The organism is Paenibacillus sp. Y660 (assembly GCF_057221575.1).
Genome location: NZ_JBXBBJ010000017.1, coordinates 1 through 20,024, shown reverse-complemented (window position 1 = coordinate 20,024; position 20,024 = coordinate 1). Strand labels below are relative to the sequence as shown.

Below are 20,024 nucleotides of genomic sequence, written 5' to 3'. Positions count from 1 at the left end.
TATAATTTTGAGAGTGAAATAAATGAAATCAAAATATAAGAACTTTGCCATAGAGAGGTTTGATATCATGCAAATGAGTATGGAGTGGTATCGTATATTTTTGCACACAGCGAAATTAGGCAATTTAACGAAAGCGGCGCAGGAGCTGCATATTACACAGCCTTCGGTCAGCTATGCCATTAAGCAATTGGAAGCACAGCTTGAGGTGAAGCTGTTTGACCGGCTTTCCAAAGGCGTGAAGCTTACACCCGAAGGCATGGAAGTACTCGATTATGTCGAAAAATCATTCTCCGCGCTGCAAGCGGGCGAAAACAGGCTGCAATCACTCAAAAATCTCTCTGCTGGCGAGCTTCGAATCGGCGCAAGCGGACCTATTATCAAGCATTTGCTTCTCCCGCTTCTGGATACGTTTCATGCTGAGCATCCCGCCGTGAGAATCCGTCTCTCCCAAGGAAAAACATCGGATATTCGGGCACGTCTGAAGTCTGGTCAAATTGATATAGGGCTTGTCCATTTGCCTACTTCTGATCCTGAGCTTGATGTACATCACCTTACGGATATTCAAAGCTGCTTCGTTGTCGGACAGGCCTATCGCCATTTGGCGGTTGAGCCTTTAACGGCTTTTGCGCTTTCCCAAATTCCGCTGCTTCTGCTCTCTGCAGGAAGCAGCACAAGAGCATTTGTCGAGCAGTGGTTCTCCTCCCAAGGCGTTGATGCTGATGCCGATATGGAGCTCAGCAGCATGGACATGCTCATCGAGCTGGCTGGGCGAGGCTACGGTGCAGCCTTCGTCACACAATCGTTCGTCAAGCAGGAGCTGGATGACGGGAAGCTGCTGCAATTGCCTACGATTGAACCGATTCCAAAACGTTCCGTTGGCTGCGCCATCAGACGAGACGCTTCATTATCGCTAGTTGCCAATCGATTTCTCTCTCTGCTCCAATAAACAGGAAAGAGCCTCTCCGCTTGCAGAGAGGCTCTTCTTTCTATTAATCAGTATGCTCTGCCGTAGTGCACCAAAGGGTGTATTTAAATGTTTTGTCCTGCATGCGCGATTTGAATGCCTATCTTAGCGCTGTGGTTATGCTCCCTCCATGCTGCTCGAAATGGACTTGTTAAGATCATGATTCCACCCAACATTAACGCAAGATGGGATGGACTTAGCAAAGCTTCAATGTCTACTTCGATGCCGAAAATGATGTGCCAAACCATATCGCATAGTCCGCCTGTAAGAAAAATGACGACACCAAGCAATCCAAGCTCATACCCTGCTGGAATGGCTTTCCGCCACGTGGAGCCGGTTTGTTTCTTGGCATTCACGATTAATCCGGCTATCCAGATGGCGCATTCAAGAAATCTGCTGTACAAAATCGCATGCCATTGGGTGAAAAAAATTTCCACGGCTCCATGATTATGCGCATAGCCATCAATAAAGACGCCTTAGTTAAGTTGGAAAGCATCATTCGAATCCTTTTTTTGCTTTTGAAAATGTTATCTGTTGAATTAATGCGAAGAGTCAACTATAATATAGTATGGTTTTTATTTGTTTACGGGAAAGGAAAGACTGCGATGAGCGACAATAATCAATTTCGAATTTTATTGTATTATAAATTTGTAACCATACCGGATGCGGAGCAATTTGCTGCCGAGCATCTTGCCTATTGCAAGCAATTAAACGTGAAGGGCCGTATTTTAATTGCGGATGAAGGCATTAATGGTACGCTGTCAGGAACGATCGAGCAAACGGAGAAATACATGGAGGATTTGCGCGCTAACCCGCTATTTTCGGACATTGTATTCAAAGTAGATGAAGCCGATCAGCATGCTTTCAAAAAAATATTTGTCCGTTACAAGAAAGAGCTTGTTACGCTTCGTTATGATAAGCCTTTAGATCCGAATACATTTAGCGGCACTCGTCTATCTCCTAAAGAGTTTCATGAGTATTTGCAAAGAGAAGATGTTATCGTGCTTGATGGCAGAAGCGATTACGAATATGATCTTGGACATTTCCGCAATGCGATCAGACCTGATCTGGAGACGTTCAAGGAATTTCCGAAATGGCTTCGCGAGAATATGGCTGATTTCAAAGACAAGCCGATTCTTACTTACTGTACGGGCGGCATTCGCTGCGAGAAGCTCACTGGCGTAATGATGAGCGAAGGCTTTAGTGACGTTTATCAGCTAGAAGGCGGCATTGTCACGTACGGTAAGGATGAGGAAGTACAAGGCAGACTGTTCGATGGCAAATGCTACGTCTTTGATGAAAGAACATCGGTTGTAATCAACCAGACGGATGAAGCAGTCGTCGTTGGAAAATGCCACCACTGCGAGCAGCCGGCGGATACGTACATCAACTGTGCGGACGATTCCTGCCATCTTCAGCACATCGTGTGCAAAGAATGTGAAGAAACAAAAAACGGCTTTTGCTCCACTGCATGCGAGGAGCATGTGGTCAGCGTAAAATAATGTGTTCATGCAATTGGAAGACCTTGCTTCGACTTCGAAGTACGGTCTTTTTTTGTCATTTGCAGAACAACATGATTTTGGGCGAACTTGGTTAACCTAATCTTGCCTCATAGTATTGGGCAATCAAGCGTTTGGAGGTCATACGATGGCTCGCAATAAAAATAAGTCGATTCCAAGCAAAAATCAGGCGTTTGAAGCAAGCTCCCAAGAAGCGGAAAATAACTTGGCTGAATCAACTGAGGCGAATCGCAATCAGAAAGGCCATGTGCCTAACAGCCCTTCTACTGGCTAACCGGCAGGCGTAACAACAAAGAGCTGCCCGGCGAGGTGATCGCATGGGCAGCTCTTTGTTGTTACTGCTTCATAATAAACCAATCATTTGTTGATAATGGACTCCCAGCGATGCTTATATTGCAGAAGACGCGGATGAAGCCTTTCCGGCTCCTCCATTAACAGCAATCTAATTTTGACGATCCATTCCTCAAAGGAGGAAAAGGATGCGAATAAGTTGGCTGTCTCTCCGGTCATGAGCAGAAACAGCGGCTTCGGATAGGTTTCCGCCAAATGTCTCAATGCAGAATCGATTGGCGTATACTTTTTCCGTTTAACCTCGAGCCTCTCGACGACAACATTTGCTTCACCCCGCTCCCTCTTCCATTCATGCAGCTTATCCTCACGTTTATAAAAGGGACTTACCTCTTCCTTTGACATTCGCTTTACGCTTTGCTCATGCAAGGGATAGAGAACAAGCTTAATAAATAATCGTTCCTTTGCAAGGTAAGCCGCAAGATCAAGCTCCCTTTCTGTCGTATGCTCGAAGGAATCATAATAGACGAGTGTACCCTTGCGCTCATCCTTTGGCGGCTCATAGCCGAACGGCATTTTTTGAACGGTTTCACTCATGCTGGTGACCTCCTATGTATCCTCTACGTAAGTTGCCTAGAAGATGAAAATACCATATTTGATCATAAAATGCCAAGTTACAGCTTTCGAAAATCGCTTTTCATTATATTTTTTACTAAGCCAGACCATTTCGAGTTGGCGGGGCAATATTTGCGCGCGACCTTCTCGATCGTGGTCAGTCCTTTGCCGACGTAGTTTTTGGAAAGGAGCTGTCCGAATTTTCGAACGCTGTCTCCTTTTGTTTTAAAGCTGAACGCTTTGTTGTACTTATCGCCATCTATCGCATTTAAGCCAAATAAATTATTTTTGCTCTTGGCTAATCTGCTTTTGCCATTGCCGCTCTCCAGCTTCATGACGGCAATCGTGAAATAAGCGTTTATGCCATATTCCTCTTCAATTTCAAGGATAGCTTGTTCCAAATCATGCCCGGATAGCGCGGTGCCTTCAAATATTTTAGATATATGCTCCTCCGTCAGGCCGGAGTCCGATTTAACGATCGAGGTGGGCTTGCCAAGCTCCTCCTCTTCCTCTTCTACTTCCACAGCTTCTTCATCTATACTTTCGGATTGCAGCGCGCTCTCCATGCTGCTATCGTTAAATGCGTTTGTCGGTTGACGATGGCTTGCGGCCGGAAGAGATAAAATTGATACTTTCCCTTTCTCTTTCACTTCTTTGGCATAACCGCCATGAATATATCCTCCATCTTGAAGCTCAAGCCAGCCATTATCGGCTGCTGCTGTTACTTGCACGGTTGTGCCTTGCTCGATGACCTTTATGATGCTCGATTTTGCGCTTGGTTTGGTCCGTACGTTTAGAAAATATGCGGTAACCTCATATGTATGCGATTGCTCTTTTGCAACTGAAGGTGTTTCAATTGATTGTGTTTGCGTATTTGGTGAGGTAACTGGAGGCTCTACGACCTTATTAATCGGTGCTCCGGTATCGGAAGGATTGGGTATCGGTGAGGGTATGGGTGAAGCGATGGAAGCTGCGATTGGATCTGGGCTTGGGGACTCGCTTGCGTCAGTAAGCAGGATGTTGCTAACTACTGGTTCAATGATCTCCTGCGAATGAACGACCGAACCTTCCTTAGAGTCGTTATCTAAAGGTTTCACATACATGCCTAGTGTTATGATTAACGATAAAATAAGCAGGTAAACGAACAATTGCTGATTTAACTTTTTACGCATAATAGTACCACTCCCTTAAGTTATTGAAATATGCCTATTGCGATATAAATGAGATGGCAACAATTCGCAGGTACAAACAAAAAGTGGACGGTCTGTGAAGATTATATGTCGATGCCTCCTCCAAAAGACGAGTTTTTAACCTGCTTTCCGTGCATTTGCTAATTATGAGAAAAAATTAAACTAATTCCACTTGGCTATCGTCACGTTTTTGGAGCTTTTATATAGACACAAAAAAGCTCTTATTCCCTAGAGAATAAGAGCTATGACAGTCTAGATCACAAAAGCGTATTTTCTAGACTGTCTCACTATTTTTTAATGGCTTTTATATGGCTTTGAAATCGCTATTCAGTCATTCATGCTTGCATTGCTTAACCGATTAAAATGATCCTTCGTCCTCGAAATAATAAACTTGGAATCCGATCTTTCAATCCTCCGATCGCTCGATGTAAAATCGGCTATGAATCGGTCAAGCGTTACATCTAGCACGACCTTGTCGGATTTTACAAACACGAGCTTATGAATGGATTCATCAAGCAAAGGAAAATCCCCCATAAAAAATTCATTTTCCAAATAAGCGAAATAAGAAGTTTCCGTTGTCCATTTCGTCCCCGTTGCCTTTTCCATCTCGTCGCGTGAGAGATAAGGTTGAAATATATACATGTGATCCCAATCGAAAGTCGCTACTTCCGTCATTTCAAACGAATCTTTTTGCTGTATGACGGCCCCTAAATGATGTATAAATTGATCAGCGTTATCATTGTTTATCTTTATCGAGCGATAGTTCGCGTAGCTGATCAAGACAGGCACATAAATGAGAACAATTAATAGACCAATTAAAGAGAATAGAATCGTTTTTCTTGCTCTCGACATTGATAACCTCCTTAAATTCGTTAAATTACTTGCTTTCGTTCGCAATGGAATTTCCAGCAGTCAATAGCGGCTCATACATCATAATGGCATGATTTTCAGTAATAAACTCGTCTGAAAGCAGCTCCTGGTCCGCATCGAACACTTTCCGGTAAATCGTATTATGTCTTATGTACGCTCCCCAAAACTCTTGTGTAATCCAGTGTTCCTTTTCGTAGACTTGATAGGTATTAACGGCTGACGCAACTGATCGCCATTCCCCTACAAGGTGCGTATCCGTCAAATAAACGACTAATTGGTAGCATTGCTGAGTCTGATTCTCGATCTGCAAGTCCAAATAATTGTACGCACAGGTTGCCCCGCTGCCAAAAGGCTGCGTGCGTCCCGAATCAGGAAAAACATCATAGCTATGCCGGTACCTCTCAGTAACCGTAAGCGGTGAATGCAAGGTCATCCAATAGATTAAATTAGACAACTGGCACAAGCCGCCCCCTACTCCCGTGACAACACGTCCATAGAACAAAATCATGCCGTCTACGTACCCTTTGCTTTTCGTAGGATTGCCTATTAAGCGCCAATAAGAGAAGGTTTCTCCGGGTTTGATCAGAATATGGTTTAATCGCTTTGCCGCTATTTGCAGGTTTTTCACTTTGTTATGCTGCAGCCATTGATCCACTTCCTTCAGCTGTCTGGTGAGCGGTGTACGATGCTCAGCAATAACATGCGGCAATAAATCGTTATTCGTGATTCGCTTCGTGTACTTCTTGCTGCCTGTGAACCAGCTCCAGTATCGTTTGAGCCGATAATATTTGGTACCCGCATAAATGCGAAATGGGCTTCTCTTAATGGGCTTGTGCATCATTCTCTCCTATTCCATATTATTGGGATCGGCGTGATCTCCAAATTAATAAATTGGCATTATATCCCTATTTTAACACGATTCGAGAGATTGAACGACGTTTGCAAAAAAACAAACAAAATCATAACTTTACGGCATCGCCATGCGATGGTCAACTTACTAATATAAAGCTACAAGAGCTTTTTATGAAGCCTATGTCTTTATGGATGGAGGGGATCGTTTCGATTGCAAAAAAAGCTGGTTTTTATAACGGATTCAGACAGCGGCAGCGGTAAAGCGATCATTAAACGATTGACGCAAAGTGGTGCTCCGTTTATTTTGAACAGCTATTCGGGAGGGTCAGCGCTTACTGAGGAATTAAAGCAGATTCAAGAGGCCGGCTTGCAAGCGATCGTCGTCAATATTGACCTTTGCAACAGCGCAGAGGTCACGGAGATGCTGCAATTCGCTGAACAGCAGCTGGGCACAGTGGACGTTCTCATACACAACAATAATCAGGTTTATCAAAGTACGATTGAATTTGGCGATGAAGAGCAATTTGTACATAGCGTCGCTGTAAATGCCAAGTCCGCCTTTATTTGTACGCAAGCAGTTGGCAAGCAAATGATGGGAAAGCAATCGGGAAAAGTCATTTTCGTCTCCTCTATTCATGCCGAGAAGCCTACTGGCTCCGCCTTCACCTACAGCATTTCGAAAGGCGCGGTTAAAATGCTCGCAAAGGAAGCTGCCCTTGTGCTTGGCCGTTTCGGCGTCAGCGTGAATACGATCGAATTAGGCCCGCTGGACGGTGATGACGAAATATTTCAAAGCACCATTTCTACGCTGTATAACGATTACGAATATAAAGTTCCTCATGCTTTATTAGGCAGTCATGATGATTTGGCAGAGCTTGTCTCGTTCCTATCCTCGGACGAGGCTCGCTATATCAACGGATCAGATATTAGACTCGATGGCGGCTTTCTGCTGCATTACATGAATTTTAAAATGAAGCGGCCTTAACCGCCGGTATGGAGGTGCTGGATGAGCATTGCAGGAAAAATAGCTTTAGTTACCGGTGCCGGAACGGGAATTGGCAAAGGTGTGGCCATTGAGTTAGCGCGCCGCGGCGTACAGGTTGCCGTTCATTACAATCAAAGCGACGCCGGCGCACTTGACACGAAGCAGCAAATTGATGACTTTGGCGGCAGTGCAATGATCGTGCAAGCTAATGTAGCGCATAAGCAAGATATTGAGCGAATGGTCGAAACGGTTGCGGAGTGTTATGGCGGAATTGACATTCTAGTCAATAATGCCGCTCTTCAGTTGAACTTTGACTTTTTCGAGCATGACGAGTCTTCGTTCGATCGCATGATGAGCATCAATCTGAAGGGCTATTGGCAAAACATGCAGGCTGTACTCCCTTATATGAAAGTGAAGCAGTCCGGCAGAATTATAAATATGTCCTCTGTTCACAGCAAGCGCCCTACTGATTTCGACGTCGTTTATTCCATGACAAAAGGTGGTATTCGCATGCTCGGCAGAGAAAGCGCGATTGAGCTTGCAAAGTATGGAATTAGCGTCAATACGATCGAGCCTGGCGCAGTTGACGTCGGCAAGCAAAGCGCTCGCGAGTCCAAGCCGATTATGACGGCCGAGGACATTGAGAAGCATAAAAAAACGAGCCGCTCGATTCGTGACAAGTTTCCGCTTGGCCGCGTCGGCCGTCCGCTTGATGTAGCGCAGCTCGTTTGTTTTATAGCATCGGATGAAAGCGAGTTTATGACCGGCTCTTCGATTAGGCTTGATGGCGGCAGCATGCTGCTTTGAGTCTGTATTGATGAATGATTTGTACACTAACAAACAAGGAGTGAATTTTCATGTCCAATAACCAATCCTATGAGGAAACGCTAGCTCATGTCAGTACCCACTCAAGTCCGTCTACGCTTCGCATTACCGATATCAGGTTTACTGATATAGTTGGCGGTCCATTTCATAGCAGCTTGATTAAAGTGTTCACCAATCAAGGCTTAGTCGGATTTGGCGAGGTGCGCGACGGAGCAGATAAAGTGTATGCACAAATGTTGAAGGGTCGTTTGCTCGGCGAGAATCCATGCAATATCGATAAGCTGTTTCGCCGTATCAAGCAGTTTGGCGGGCATGCGAGGCAAGGCGGCGGCGTTAGCGGACTCGAAATCGCTTTATGGGATTTGGCGGGCAAGGCTTACGGCGTACCGGTCTATCAAATGCTCGGCGGCAAGTTCCGCGAAAAAATCCGCATGTACTGCGACACCGAGGTAGTCGGCAAAGATACAGGCACAGCTATGGGCTTAGCGCTTAAGAAGCGTATGGAGGAAGGCTTCTCCTTCCTCAAGATGGATCTTGGCATCGGTCAAATTATTAACGAGCCCGGCACGTTAAGCGCTCCGATCGGCTTCTTGGAGGAAATGCGCAGCATCTCCAAAAACCGCTACAGCAACAATCATGATACGCTCACAGAGGATGAAATTCGTAATATTCGGAATCAGCACTATGACATCCACAACATCCCCCACCCTTTCACCGCGATTCATGTAACGGAAAAAGGTCTCGATATGCTCGAGCAGTACGTTGCGGATGTGCGCGCTGTAATCGGCTATGAGGTTCCGCTAGCTGTCGATCATTTCGGACATATCGGCCTTGAGGATTGCATTAAGCTTGGACGGCGCGTCGATAAATTCAATCTGGCTTGGATGGAGGATATGCTTCCATGGCAGTATACGGAGCAATACGCTAAGCTCTCGCGTGCGGTTGCCACTCCGATCTGTACGGGCGAGGATATTTATTTGAAGGAAAACTTCCGACCACTTCTTCAAGCTGGCGGCGTATCGGTTATCCATCCAGACGTCCTGACGACTGGAGGTATTTTGGAGACGAAAAAAATCGGCGACATGGCACAGGAGTACGGCGTTGCAATGGCGATCCATATGGCAGAGAGTCCGATCGCTTGCCTGGCAGCCGCGCATGTTGCCGCAGCTACCGAGAACTTTATGGCGCTTGAGTACCACTCTTGCGAGGTGCCTTGGTGGGATGACATCATCATTAGCAGCAAGCTCCCTAAGAAGCTTGTCCAGAATGGCTTTATCCATATGACCGATGCGCCGGGTCTTGGTATCGACGATCTGAATGACGAGGTTTTGGCGCAGCACCTCCATCCGAAAATTCCAGGCCTGTGGGATTCCACAGACAACTGGAATCACTACCACTCCAACGATCGGCTTTGGAGCTGATTGTTGCTAAACAAGCTTAATAGAAGCGGGATGCTTATAGGGCATTCCGCTTCTTTGCGTTGTGAATCTGACTACCTTTTTCAATTTCAAAAAAACACCTTCAACACCACTTTAATAGCGGCAGTTGAAGGTGTTTCTCTACTTATTGCACTCTCGTCTTCTAAATGCTGCCGCTCGACACAGTCCCTTTGGCCGCTTGAGCAGCAGCTGCTGCTTCCATCAAGCCGCGAATGTAGCCGATTCCGTATAAACGGCCAAGCAGCTCATAGCCTGGATTAGCGTTGTCCTCGCCTTCCATCGTCGGCACATGATCGGGCCTTGCCGGTCCGTTAAAGCCGACCTCGTAGTACGTGTGCATCGCCTCCAGCATATTCGTTTGCCCGTCATCATGGAAGGTTTCCTCAAACTTCTCCGGCGTTCCTTTGACATCGCGGAAATGAACGAAAAACATTTTGTTCTGCTTGGAAAATTGACGAATGACGCTCGGAATATGTTCTCCGGCAGTAGCCAAGGTGCCTTGGCATAAAGTAATCCCGTTGTATTCGCTGGGAACTAAATCAATGGCGCGCTGCAAGGCTGCTGCACTTGTCAGGATGCGTGATACGCCTCTTATCGGCGTAATCGGGGGATCATCGGGATGAAGCGCTAGCTTTACCTTTGCCTGCTCCGCTACCGGTACGATACGCTCCATAAAGTACTGGAGATTTTCCCAAAGCTGCTCCTCGCTCACAATCCCGGCTTCCGTTAGCGGCGCATCCAGCATCAAGCTATGATCGTAGCTCGAGACGAGTGCCCCGCCCCGCGTGCGCGTAGTTGTGGACGTTCGGAACCAGTTGAACTGAGCCATGAAATTGTAGCAAAGAACGGGAATGCCAGCCGCACCCATATTCGTAATAAACTGCTGAAACACTTCGATTTCGGCATCGCGTCCCGCAGTGCCAAGCTTGATTTCGTTGCTCGGCGGCATCGATTCGATCACGGACAGCGCAAGCCCGGAGTCGGCAAACCTCTGCTTCATACGGATAAGCGGCATCAAATCCCATGGCTTCTCAAGCTTCTCTTCCCATGGGAGTCCTCCAACAGCATGATCGACGCTGAGCTGCTTTGCCAAATGCCATAGCCTAGACGGCTGGGACGGGAATACTTCTGCTAATTGCAACTGCAAAACCTCACTTTCAACATTGGTTTTTTATTCTGCTACCTTCGCTGCAAGCTCCTTGCCCATCTTGTCAATCTTGTTGAACGCTTCCTCAATGGATTGCTGGCCGAACGTAACAGCCTCTATCTCCTTCTTGTACGTATCGACCCATTCCGAGAACCCAGCTGCCGGCGGGTAGAACGGCAATGCTTTGTCCAGCGACAGATCATATAATTCTTTGCCCAGCTTATCCTTTGGTTCAAGATTAGGCTCAAGCTCTTTATACACATCTGGATTAATCGGGATGCCTCGCGTTAAGCTAAGAGCGGCACCAGCTTCTTTATCGGTAATGAACCATTTCACGAATTTTTTCGCTTCGTCTTTGTTTTTGGAATTCGCGCTGACGCTCAAGAAGATGGTAGACTGTGCCCAGCCGCCGCCAGAGGGTCCAACCGGCATGTTCACGACTGCAACCTTTCCAGGCATAAGCTGCTCAAGCGCGCTGACAGAGCCTGTTGTAGCGCCTCTTGTCATTACTACGCCGGATGCCATCGGGTCGGCTTGCGGGTCATTCTCAAGGAACGCGGCAGCTTTCTCGGCAGGCGGCACGATCTTCGCCTTCCGGAACTCCTCATACGTTTGATAGAAGGTCATAAACAAATCCTTGTCGAGCGTGAACGTTTTGCCGCCATCCGACATGACCGGCGGTTTGCCCATCGAGGTCTGATAATAGTTGAAGCTGTCCCATGTCGTTGTATCGCCAATTGGATATTTCCCTTCGGGCAGCTTCGCCCGCGCATCTCTTGCCCACTGGAAAAACTCATCGTATGTCCAATCCTTATGCGGAAGCGGGATGCCGTATTGCTCAAGCTCCACTTTATTGAACGCAATGCCTTGTGCATTTTGACTGAGCGGAATGCCGTACAGCTTGCCGTCGATTTGCAAATTCGTTATGACCGTTGGATCAACGATACCGGTTAGATCAATGTCAGAGAGATCCTCCAGCTGGCCGCGTGATACATACTCTTGGAGGTAAGCAGCATCCATTTGCAGCACGTCGGTTATGGACTTTGAAGCGGCAAGAGTCGGCAGCTTCTGCCAGAATGCATCCCATGCCATAAATTCCGGCTTGAACGTTACGTTCGCATTTTGCTGCGAGTAAATATCGAGTGCCTTCTTCGTCGCCTCATGCCTGGCATCCGGTCCCCACCACATCATGCTGAGCGTCGTTTTGCCGCCCGTCTCTTTGCCGCCTTCGTCTTCTGGCTTTGCCGAGCTATTCGCCCCGCCATTCGTTTCCTCGCCCCCATTGCCGCCTCCTCCTCCACTGCATGCAGTCAACACTAACAGCAGAGCCAGCATCAACAATCCGAAGCCCTTTCCCATGGACCAACCTTTTTTCATCCTCGAGCATCCCCTTTACCTTTGTAAAATGTAATGCCGTTACCCCTTTAGGCCTGTAGTCGCTATTCCTTCGACAAAGTGCTTCTGTGCAAAGAAGAAGATAATGACCGAAGGTAAGATCGACAGCAAGGACATCGCAAGCAATTGTCCCCACTGAATGTCGAATTGATCGATGAACATCCGCAGTGCCAAGCCGACGGTAAACTTATCGACGGAGCTTAAATAAAGCACCTGCGCGAAGAAATCATCCCAGCTCCAAATAAACGTGAAGATCGCTACCGTTACAAGCGACGGCTTCAGCAAAGGCAATATCACCCGCCAGAAGATGCCGTAAACGCTTGCCCCATCTATCGTTGCAGCCTCATCAAGATCCTTTGGAATGCCGCGAATGAATTGGACGAGCAGGAAGATGAAGAATGCCCCTCCCCCAAAAAAATGCGGGAGCACAAGCGGCACATAGCTGTCGACATACCCGAGCTTATTGAACAAGATGTACTGCGGGACAACCGTTACTTGTCCAGGCAGCATCATCGTAAGAAGCAAAATCGAAAACCAGAAGCCGCGCAGCTTGAAGTTTAGTCTTCCGAAGCCGTAAGCGACAATCGCAGCCGTAGCAACGCCGCCAAGGACATTGCCAAGCTCCATAAGCAGCGTGTTGCCGAAGAAGTGAGCAAACGTATATTCGGATGAGAAATGCCAGCCATCCCAATAGTTGCTCCACATCGGCTTAGAAGGCCAGATCGTCGGCAAGCTGAGCTCCTCCGTCTTCTTAAGCGAAGCTCCTGCCCACCAGATGACGGGGTACAGCATCAGAAAGGAGAATAGGGTTAGGTACAAATGGCTCGACAGCTTGGAACGCATCGAATTCATTTCGTTTTCCCCCCATCCGACTCGTAAAATACCCAGTATTTCGAAGCTGCAAAATTAATGATCGTGAGCAGCGCGACAATCGTCAGCAGTATCCAAGCAAGCGCCGACGCATAGCCCATCTGATAATGCTTGAACGCCTTCTCATAAAGGAACATCGCATACATGTAAGTGGAATTAATCGGACCGCCCTTCGTAATGATGAACGCAGACGTAAACGTTTGGAAGGAACCGATAATGCCAAGCACGAGATTAAAGAACATAACCGGCGAGAGCATCGGAAGCGTAATGCTGATAAATTTCCTCACCTTGCCTGCTCCGTCTACGGATGCCGATTCATAGAGCTCCTGTGGAACCTGCTTCAGCCCCGCCAAAAAAATAACCATCGTCGAGCCGAATTGCCATGTATTGAGTAAGATCAGCGTGCCGAGCGACGTATCCGGATTGGAAATCCAGCCCACTCCCTCGACTCCAAACCAAGCCAGCACTTGGTTGATATAACCGTCAATGCCGAACATATTGCGCCAAAGCGCCGCTACCGCTATGCTTCCTCCGATCAAGGATGGAAAATAAATAGCCGTCCGATATATGTTCATGCCACGGATGTTTTTGTTAAGCGCCAAAGCGACCATCAGCGAGAAAAACAGCTTGAGCGGGACCGAGAATAGGACAAACATAAACGTTACGCCGAGCGATTTCGTAAAGGTGGCATCGCTCGTGAAAATTTTGACGTAATTGTCCGTTCCCGTCCATACGGGGTCCTCCAGCAAGGAATAGTCGGTAAAAGACAAATAAAACGACTGTGCGATTGGCCAGAGCGTCAGCAGCAAAAAGCCGATCAGCCATGGGGATATAAAAATATAACCGGCTAAGTTTGTTGTACCCTTTTGCTTTCGCTTCAACCTTGCAGGCTTGCTATTTAACGCAATCGTTGTCGAACTCTCCGCCTTCACTCCAATCATCTCCTCCCCCTTCGTGGATAATGTTCCCTTACTTTAAACGAAAGCGGTTACATGAATGAAGGGGAAGAAATTATGAATTCGTTTGATTTTATATAGTGTGAAAAATTCATAGATTGCCGCAAAATGCCTTAAGAAAGTCGCATCGACAAATATGGGAATGTCCCTAACAATAGACTTACGAAGCAAGCCACACCAGCCTTCAACACTATCGCGAAAGAGGTGCTCAGATGAAATTTGACAACCCGGAAGATATCATTCAGCTTACGCCGCTTTGGGAGGGCGAACGCTTCCCTAATGGACGCCCTAAAGTATCCGAGGATATTTTACGCCGCATGCGCAAAATTACGTTGGAGGAAGCTTGGGGCCCTCTCTGGAACAGAGGTTATGCTTTTCAATTCGAAGGCGATTTCAAAATCATTCATCCTAATAAAACCATGGTCGGACGCGCAGTAACTGCCGTGATGGTACCGAAGCGCCCGGATTTGCATGAAACCTTGTTGAATTATGGGCATGAGCAAGAGGAGCGCAAAGGCTTCTTTAATCAATGGGTCATTGATGCTTTGGTTGAAGACGATGTCGCAGTTGTCGACATGTTCGATAAGGTGCATCTCGGCACATACGTCGGCGGGAATCTATCGACTGCGATCTCAACCCGTACGAAGCACGGCGGTGCGGTCATTTGGGGCGGCATTCGCGACAACCAGCAGGTCGTTGAAATTGATAATATCAACGTATTCTATCGCGGCAGCGACCCTACTGCGATTGCGGATGTTACGATGGTAGGCATGAACGTGCCGACACGAATTGGCAAAGCGATCTGTATGCCGGGCGACGTCGTGCTTGGAACGCCTGCCGGCGTCATCTTCATTCCGCCTCACCTAGCCGAGCTTACGGTCGTGCAAGCCGAAAAATCCCAAGTGCGCGACGTGTTCGGATTCGTGCGGCTGCGCGACAGCGTCTATACAACGGCGCAGATTGATGCGGCATGGGATGTTGCGCTTTGGTCGGATTTCTTGAGCTGGTTCGAAAATGATGACGCTGCGGTGGAATATCGCCATCTTACCTGGGAGTCAGAGCTTGCTGATGCGCGGAAAAATGAGCGAAACGGCCCTCAGAGCGATGTCAGGCTATAAAAAAATGGACTCCGTTGGCAGAAACGCTGCCAATAGAGTCCTTCTTTCTCTCAAATTAGCTACTTCCCTACGAATTCCCGATATTCGCTAGGCGACAACCCAACCTTTTTCTTAAAGATTTGGCTAAAATATCGCGGATCTTGGTAACCGACCCTCTCTGCTACCTCATAGTTTTTGAAATGGGTGCTCTTTAGCATATCCTTCGCTTTATCGATACGAATATCCGTCAAATGCTCGATAAACGTTTTTCCCGTATTCGTCTTGAATAACAAACTCAAATAAGTAGGCGTCATATAAACCTTCTGTGCGACGCTTTGCAAGGATGCAAATTGACACTCCTTCTCCATGTGATGGATCGTCTTTTTAATAATGCTGCGATGGCTCTCCTTCTGGTTGTGGGTAAGCACATCCTTCAAGCCGATGAGAAAGTGAATGACATAGTGCTTAATTTCCTCCAGCGTCTCAAGCTTCACGATCGACATCACGTCAAATTGCTCATATGCGCTAACATTTTCTGCCTCAGCCAGCACACGCTTCTCCGTTCCTACGAGCAGCCTAACCGTCAAATCGTAGACGCTCTGAGCATCCAGTGGACCATTACTCAGGATCTCGCTATAAAAAAGCTGTACGCACGACTCAATCTCGGCTGTCGATTCCGCAGCTTTATAGGCATCAAATAGCTCCTTCTCCTTATCGGAAGGATAGTGCTGAAGCGATTCATATCGCCCAAGCTCGCTGTAATAAATAATTTTGCCCGTCCCGCGATAAAACTTATATTGCAGCGCGCGTGAAGCCTGGCGATAGGAATGAACGATATCATACAAATGGCCGCAAGGCTTTCCTACCCCGATATTGAACGGCTGCTGGAAATGCTCCGTCAACATGGTCTGAATCATCTCAATCGTTTCTTTGGACACCCACGAGAAGAGCAGGCCTACCCTGCCCTCCTCATCTACAAATACGATGCTGCTATCCGATATTTTTTTCTGCATATAATCCCGCATTCGCTCCAAATAAACAATTTTCTCATGCTCATCGTCAAAGTAAACGGCAGGCTCCAGCAAAGCCAGCGCAGGAAAGGTGTAGTAAGGGTTCAACTGCAACCGTGATAAGCTATCCTTCAAGTCTGTTTTCACAGCAGCGGTGTTTGAGACTAAATTCCGGAGGAAACGGTCCCTCATCCAGGTTAGAACGACATCTTCTTTAAATAATAATCCCTCGCTCAGCATACTCCATTGCCCCTTTTGTAAGGTTAACTTACGAGATGCATGACACTAATTGAGATGAATCATTTTATAAGAGTGCATATGCTCGATAAAGGTCTGTTCCGCTAACTCTGTATCGCCAGTGCGCAGCACATCCACCAAACGTAGATGCCAATCCGCAAGTCCATCCGTAGAATAATGCCGATTGGAGATAGCCATAAACCTCATCACTTTGATTCTCATGCGATTCCACAGCTCAAGGATCATATGATTATCGCACCGTTTATAAAAAAAACCATGGAACTCCATATCCAGCTCCAATATGTTCAAAATATCATTTTGCTCGTGCGCGAGGTGCATACGCTTAATAATGTCTTCCAAGTAGTCAAAATCATTTTCGGTTAACCGCTGCATCGATTGCCGAACCGCAAAGCCTTCAATAATTTCCCTCAGCTCGAAAATATCTTTAATTTCCTTCGCAGTTATATCGGAGACAACCGACCCCTTGTTTGGGATGCCCGTAATAAAGCCTGCAGACTTCAGTCGTTCCAGCGCTTCGCGAACCGGTGCTTGACTGATATTAAACTTCTTGGCGATCTCAAGCACGAGCAAACGTGCCCCTGGCTGCAGATCACCAGCAAGAATTTCCTTCTTCAATGCCGTAAAAACTTGCTCGCTTATCGAATGAACGGGTGAAATAGACAGGTTTTCGTACATGCAATCACGTCTCCGTTTCCCATTATCGATTATCGATAATATAGTTCAAAAAAAGAAAGCGTTACCATTTGCCTTGAAAAAAAAGTTCCGTCATCTTCCTCCTCTACATTTGGGATTATCGATAATTTGCTTATAACCACATTATAAAACTTCTTTTTCACGATGACAACCGAATAGATTGTCGAATTCTGACAGATTTACACGTATTGCTACGTGTCATCAACGTCCCCTTTTGATGAGAGTTTTCGTCAGACAGTTGTATTCATTCTTTTACCACGTCACGGTAAAGAAACGAATTTAGATCGCTTATCATCCAGTCCCCACAAACTTGCTCCCTTTAACATGGCATGTAGAACACCAGCGGCATCATTATTCACCATACTCTTTGGTTGCGATGCGTTCCGCAAAACAGAACATCCACATTCCTCCTAGCTACGTTGCACTTTATACAACAGAACTCTCTTCCGAGCATCCCCACTATACCTACAATGTAGTTTCTGCAATAGAATCGACCAAACGAGCCGATTTTCTGCTTCCGAGCCTGCTCTTGCTGCATTTCTGCAATGTAGCTCAAATATTAGGCTCTCATGTCAGCTTTCTATTGTATTTTGTGCAACGTAGCGCACTGTAGATTAATATAAATGGATACTAAGCTGAATTTGTAAGATCATTGCAATTATTTATAGCTTATCTCTAGTCACGCCTACAGCAAACAGCATATAATAGAGTTTGATTTATATCCGATCTAACTACTTGGACAAATGGAGAATATATGATGAATGTGAAGCATCCCACTATAAAAAAACAAGTTTTTGATTTTATTATTCGAAATGGTCTAGTATCCAAGGCCGCCCTAATGGAGCGGCTTACAGTAACTAGCACCAGCCTGTCAAGGCTGCTGGAGGAGCTGCTGTCGGACGGGCTAATACTAGCGTCTGAGCTAGGTCGTTCAACCGGCGGCAGAAAGCCGATTCTCTATCGCGTCAATCCCGAACACCGCGCCGTATTCGGTTTGGAAGTTTCTCGTTTCTCCTCCTCTATCGGTTTATATGACATGAATTTAAAACCGCTGGCATTCGAGAGATGGAAAATGGATGAGCGTATGACGCCTGAGAGGCTGCTCGCCAAAATCACACAGCTTGCTGAACGCATGATGAGCGAGTGCCAGATTGAGCGCGAAAAAATAATCGGCATTGGCATCGGCGCTGTTGGTCCGTTAAGCCGCGAGGACGGCATTATGCTGAAGCCGCGCTATTTTCCCGCTGAGGGATGGAGCAATGTTCCGATCTGCGAGCTGCTGGAGCAGCGCTTAGGGCTGCCTGCCCTGCTCGATAATGGAGCCAATACAGCGATTATTGGCGAGCATTGGGCGCTTCGGAATGAAGAAGTGAAGCATATGCTTTATGTCCATGCTGGTGTAGGCTTGCGGACCTCGATGATGTCAGGCGGACAAATCGTAAGAGGCGCGGTGGACATGGAAGGCTCCTTCGGTCAAATGATTATCCAGACGGATGGCCCAAGACTCGGCGACGAAGGGAATTATGGGGCGCTTGAAGCGCTCGTATCGATTCCTGCCTTAGAGAAAAAAATTCGCTCGCAGCTGAAGCTGGGCAGAGAAAGCTCGCTAAAGGGAATCCCGCCAGAGGATATACAATTTGATGCGCTGCAGAAAGCCTATATCCAGAAGGATGCATTCGTTACGGAACAGTTTCTGCAAACGGCAACCTATCTAGGTATTGGGATTGCTAATTTAATCAATATTTTGCATCCCGAGGCTGTTATATTGGGCGGTCCGCTCGTCAAAGTGCATAAGTCGATCTATGATACCGTTATACAGGTTGCTCGCAGCAACATCTACTATTCCCCGCAGTATGAGCCCAAATTTACGCAAGGGCAGCTGACGGAAGACGCCGTAACGGCCGGCGCTGCCATCATGCTGCTGCAGGAGTGGGAGCTCAACTAGCAAAAAAAAGAACGATGCTTCAGCTCACGCTGGCATCGTTCTTTTCTTTATTATAGGGTCATCAATTCGCACTGTTGTTCTGGTGACAGCGTCCTTTACATTAATGCTTCTTTAATTCAACAACGATGTCTTCCAAAACATATTCTTTTTTGCCAATACCAGCTTTTTTGGTTATTGGAATTTCTTTTGTCCATCTCTCGTAATTTCCACTGAACCATGATTATCTGATGTATGTTCATATAGATTGATTTGAGGTGTGATGATGAGTTGCGTTGCATTTGGGTCTAGTTTTTCGAACGTTTTACTCCAGCTCATGTTATAGCCTTCCCGATCACCTGTTCCACCATTTCCTTTACCTGAGTAATGATTTCCTAGATCATCATTAATCTCTATCTCGACATCTACCATATTCCATTTTTTTCTTACCATCTCCGAAACCGACTGATCAAAGAAAACGATAAAGGACATCGGCGTGACCGATATTTTTTCAATATTCACCGCCACACCTTCATGCTCTGCTTTTTGGTTAATGACTTGTGTATTTCTATTTGTTGCATCTAAAGAAAGAGCAAAGCTCCAATTACCTTTTATTTTCTCTGGACTATTTTTAATGGCTATACTTTCGATATTCCACTTAATATTTACGGTATCTTTTTCAGTGTGAAAATGGTTCGTAGATGTGAGCAAGCCGACATATTTATTTCCATTCACTTTTGAAGTTTGAATGCTGCCTCCACCTCCAATTGAACCCTTTACATCTAAAAAGGGATGTGAAATGGGATGATCACTTAGCTCTTGATCGCTTTCTATCGAAAAGGTTAAGCTCACCGTTTTTCCATCAAAAATGGCATCATTTATCGTAACTTTAATGCCATTGCTTTCAGTTGAGATGTTCATTTCAGTTGAGTATTCCTTATAATCATCATAAAGTGTTTCCGCTAATCTAATATGACCGTCAGTTGACGGTTAAGATTGTCCAGACATTGACCGATATAATGACCATGTAAGTTAATCTAGGAAAGGAAAAGACGCCTCCATAAGTCGTGTTACTGCTCTAACAGTATCACCGGAGACGTCTTCCCAATCACCATGGTCATTGTATCAA

20 protein-coding genes are annotated in these 20,024 nt (G+C 46.4%); 8 read left to right on the top strand and 12 right to left on the bottom strand.

Features of this window, described 5'->3' with window-relative positions; all coding sequences use genetic code 11:
• Positions 1 to 67 precede the first annotated feature (67 nt).
• The gene (locus AC2TDN_RS18265) at positions 68 to 946 is read left to right on the top strand and encodes a LysR family transcriptional regulator (protein WP_482065902.1); all 879 of its coding nucleotides are present in this window, start codon (positions 68 to 70) and stop codon (positions 944 to 946) included.
• A gap of 83 nt (positions 947 to 1,029) precedes the next feature.
• Here AC2TDN_RS18265 and AC2TDN_RS18260 read toward each other — a convergent pair whose 3' ends face one another.
• Positions 1,030 to 1,401, bottom strand: a complete 372-nt coding sequence (locus AC2TDN_RS18260) for a hypothetical protein (RefSeq protein WP_484689589.1) — start codon at positions 1,399 to 1,401, stop codon at positions 1,030 to 1,032.
• A gap of 168 nt (positions 1,402 to 1,569) precedes the next feature.
• On the opposite strand from AC2TDN_RS18260, the gene trhO reads away from it, so the two are divergent.
• Both trhO and AC2TDN_RS18250 read left to right on the top strand, forming a co-directional pair.
• Entirely contained in the window at positions 1,570 to 2,466 is an 897-nt protein-coding gene (gene trhO, locus AC2TDN_RS18255; RefSeq protein WP_484689588.1) for an oxygen-dependent tRNA uridine(34) hydroxylase TrhO, read from the top strand.
• A gap of 145 nt (positions 2,467 to 2,611) precedes the next feature.
• On the top strand, positions 2,612 to 2,758 hold the full coding sequence (locus tag AC2TDN_RS18250; protein ID WP_482065899.1) for a hypothetical protein: 147 nt from the start codon (positions 2,612 to 2,614) through the stop codon (positions 2,756 to 2,758).
• Positions 2,759 to 2,841: 83 nt separating this feature from the next.
• Here the strand turns inward: AC2TDN_RS18250 and AC2TDN_RS18245 are convergent, their stop codons facing one another.
• The 4 genes from AC2TDN_RS18245 to AC2TDN_RS18230 all read right to left on the bottom strand — a co-directional run bounded on the left by AC2TDN_RS18245 (position 2,842) and on the right by AC2TDN_RS18230 (position 6,288).
• Positions 2,842 to 3,369 (bottom strand): hypothetical protein, encoded by a 528-nt coding sequence (locus AC2TDN_RS18245; RefSeq protein ID WP_484689586.1) that lies wholly within the window; start codon positions 3,367 to 3,369, stop codon positions 2,842 to 2,844.
• 77 nt (positions 3,370 to 3,446) lie between these two features.
• Positions 3,447 to 4,559, bottom strand: coding sequence for an SH3 domain-containing protein (locus AC2TDN_RS18240; protein WP_484689584.1), 1,113 nt, complete (start codon positions 4,557 to 4,559; stop codon positions 3,447 to 3,449).
• Between the two features lie 345 nt (positions 4,560 to 4,904).
• On the bottom strand, positions 4,905 to 5,429 hold the full coding sequence (locus AC2TDN_RS18235; protein WP_484689581.1) for a hypothetical protein: 525 nt from the start codon (positions 5,427 to 5,429) through the stop codon (positions 4,905 to 4,907).
• A 25-nt stretch (positions 5,430 to 5,454) separates the two neighbouring features.
• The gene (locus AC2TDN_RS18230) at positions 5,455 to 6,288 is read right to left on the bottom strand and encodes a VanW family protein (RefSeq protein WP_484689579.1); all 834 of its coding nucleotides are present in this window, start codon (positions 6,286 to 6,288) and stop codon (positions 5,455 to 5,457) included.
• Between the two features lie 222 nt (positions 6,289 to 6,510).
• On the opposite strand from AC2TDN_RS18230, the gene AC2TDN_RS18225 reads away from it, so the two are divergent.
• Genes AC2TDN_RS18225 through AC2TDN_RS18215 form a run of 3 tightly spaced genes read left to right on the top strand, consistent with a single transcriptional unit; the run spans position 6,511 to position 9,530 of the window.
• Positions 6,511 to 7,284, top strand: a complete 774-nt coding sequence (locus AC2TDN_RS18225; protein ID WP_484689577.1) for an SDR family NAD(P)-dependent oxidoreductase — start codon at positions 6,511 to 6,513, stop codon at positions 7,282 to 7,284.
• Positions 7,285 to 7,305: 21 nt separating this feature from the next.
• Complete coding sequence (locus AC2TDN_RS18220) at positions 7,306 to 8,091, top strand: SDR family NAD(P)-dependent oxidoreductase (RefSeq protein ID WP_484689575.1); 786 nt, start codon at positions 7,306 to 7,308, stop codon at positions 8,089 to 8,091.
• A 50-nt stretch (positions 8,092 to 8,141) separates the two neighbouring features.
• Complete coding sequence (locus AC2TDN_RS18215; protein WP_484689572.1) at positions 8,142 to 9,530, top strand: mandelate racemase/muconate lactonizing enzyme family protein; 1,389 nt, start codon at positions 8,142 to 8,144, stop codon at positions 9,528 to 9,530.
• Between the two features lie 160 nt (positions 9,531 to 9,690).
• Here the strand turns inward: AC2TDN_RS18215 and AC2TDN_RS18210 are convergent, their stop codons facing one another.
• The 4 genes from AC2TDN_RS18210 to AC2TDN_RS18195 are packed head-to-tail and all read right to left on the bottom strand — an operon-like array spanning position 9,691 to position 13,901.
• The gene (locus tag AC2TDN_RS18210) at positions 9,691 to 10,689 is read right to left on the bottom strand and encodes a mannonate dehydratase (protein ID WP_484689569.1); all 999 of its coding nucleotides are present in this window, start codon (positions 10,687 to 10,689) and stop codon (positions 9,691 to 9,693) included.
• Between the two features lie 30 nt (positions 10,690 to 10,719).
• Positions 10,720 to 12,072: an ABC transporter substrate-binding protein gene (locus AC2TDN_RS18205; protein ID WP_484689567.1), complete on the bottom strand. Its 1,353-nt coding sequence runs from the start codon at positions 12,070 to 12,072 to the stop codon at positions 10,720 to 10,722.
• 39 nt (positions 12,073 to 12,111) lie between these two features.
• Positions 12,112 to 12,942 (bottom strand): carbohydrate ABC transporter permease, encoded by an 831-nt coding sequence (locus AC2TDN_RS18200; protein ID WP_482065889.1) that lies wholly within the window; start codon positions 12,940 to 12,942, stop codon positions 12,112 to 12,114.
• A complete protein-coding gene (locus tag AC2TDN_RS18195; RefSeq protein ID WP_484689564.1) occupies positions 12,939 to 13,901 on the bottom strand; it encodes a carbohydrate ABC transporter permease in 963 nt (320 codons plus the stop codon). Before AC2TDN_RS18195 ends, AC2TDN_RS18200 begins: the two co-directional genes overlap by 4 nt.
• A gap of 227 nt (positions 13,902 to 14,128) precedes the next feature.
• On the opposite strand from AC2TDN_RS18195, the gene AC2TDN_RS18190 reads away from it, so the two are divergent.
• Positions 14,129 to 15,034 (top strand): RraA family protein, encoded by a 906-nt coding sequence (locus AC2TDN_RS18190; protein ID WP_484689562.1) that lies wholly within the window; start codon positions 14,129 to 14,131, stop codon positions 15,032 to 15,034.
• 59 nt (positions 15,035 to 15,093) lie between these two features.
• On the opposite strand, the gene AC2TDN_RS18185 is transcribed toward AC2TDN_RS18190, so the two are convergent.
• Together AC2TDN_RS18185 and AC2TDN_RS18180 are read right to left on the bottom strand one after the other, a co-directional pair.
• Positions 15,094 to 16,263, bottom strand: coding sequence for a helix-turn-helix domain-containing protein (locus tag AC2TDN_RS18185; RefSeq protein WP_484689560.1), 1,170 nt, complete (start codon positions 16,261 to 16,263; stop codon positions 15,094 to 15,096).
• 45 nt (positions 16,264 to 16,308) lie between these two features.
• Positions 16,309 to 16,956, bottom strand: coding sequence for a GntR family transcriptional regulator (locus tag AC2TDN_RS18180; protein WP_482065885.1), 648 nt, complete (start codon positions 16,954 to 16,956; stop codon positions 16,309 to 16,311).
• 775 nt (positions 16,957 to 17,731) lie between these two features.
• Between AC2TDN_RS18180 and AC2TDN_RS18175 the strand changes: the two genes are divergently transcribed.
• Positions 17,732 to 18,919 carry an ROK family protein gene (locus AC2TDN_RS18175; RefSeq protein ID WP_484689557.1) on the top strand — a complete coding sequence of 396 codons (1,188 nt, stop codon included), beginning with the start codon at positions 17,732 to 17,734 and terminating at the stop codon, positions 18,917 to 18,919.
• 171 nt (positions 18,920 to 19,090) lie between these two features.
• Here AC2TDN_RS18175 and AC2TDN_RS18170 read toward each other — a convergent pair whose 3' ends face one another.
• Positions 19,091 to 19,816, bottom strand: a complete 726-nt coding sequence (locus AC2TDN_RS18170; protein ID WP_484689555.1) for a DUF4179 domain-containing protein — start codon at positions 19,814 to 19,816, stop codon at positions 19,091 to 19,093.
• Positions 19,817 to 20,024 lie beyond the last annotated feature (208 nt).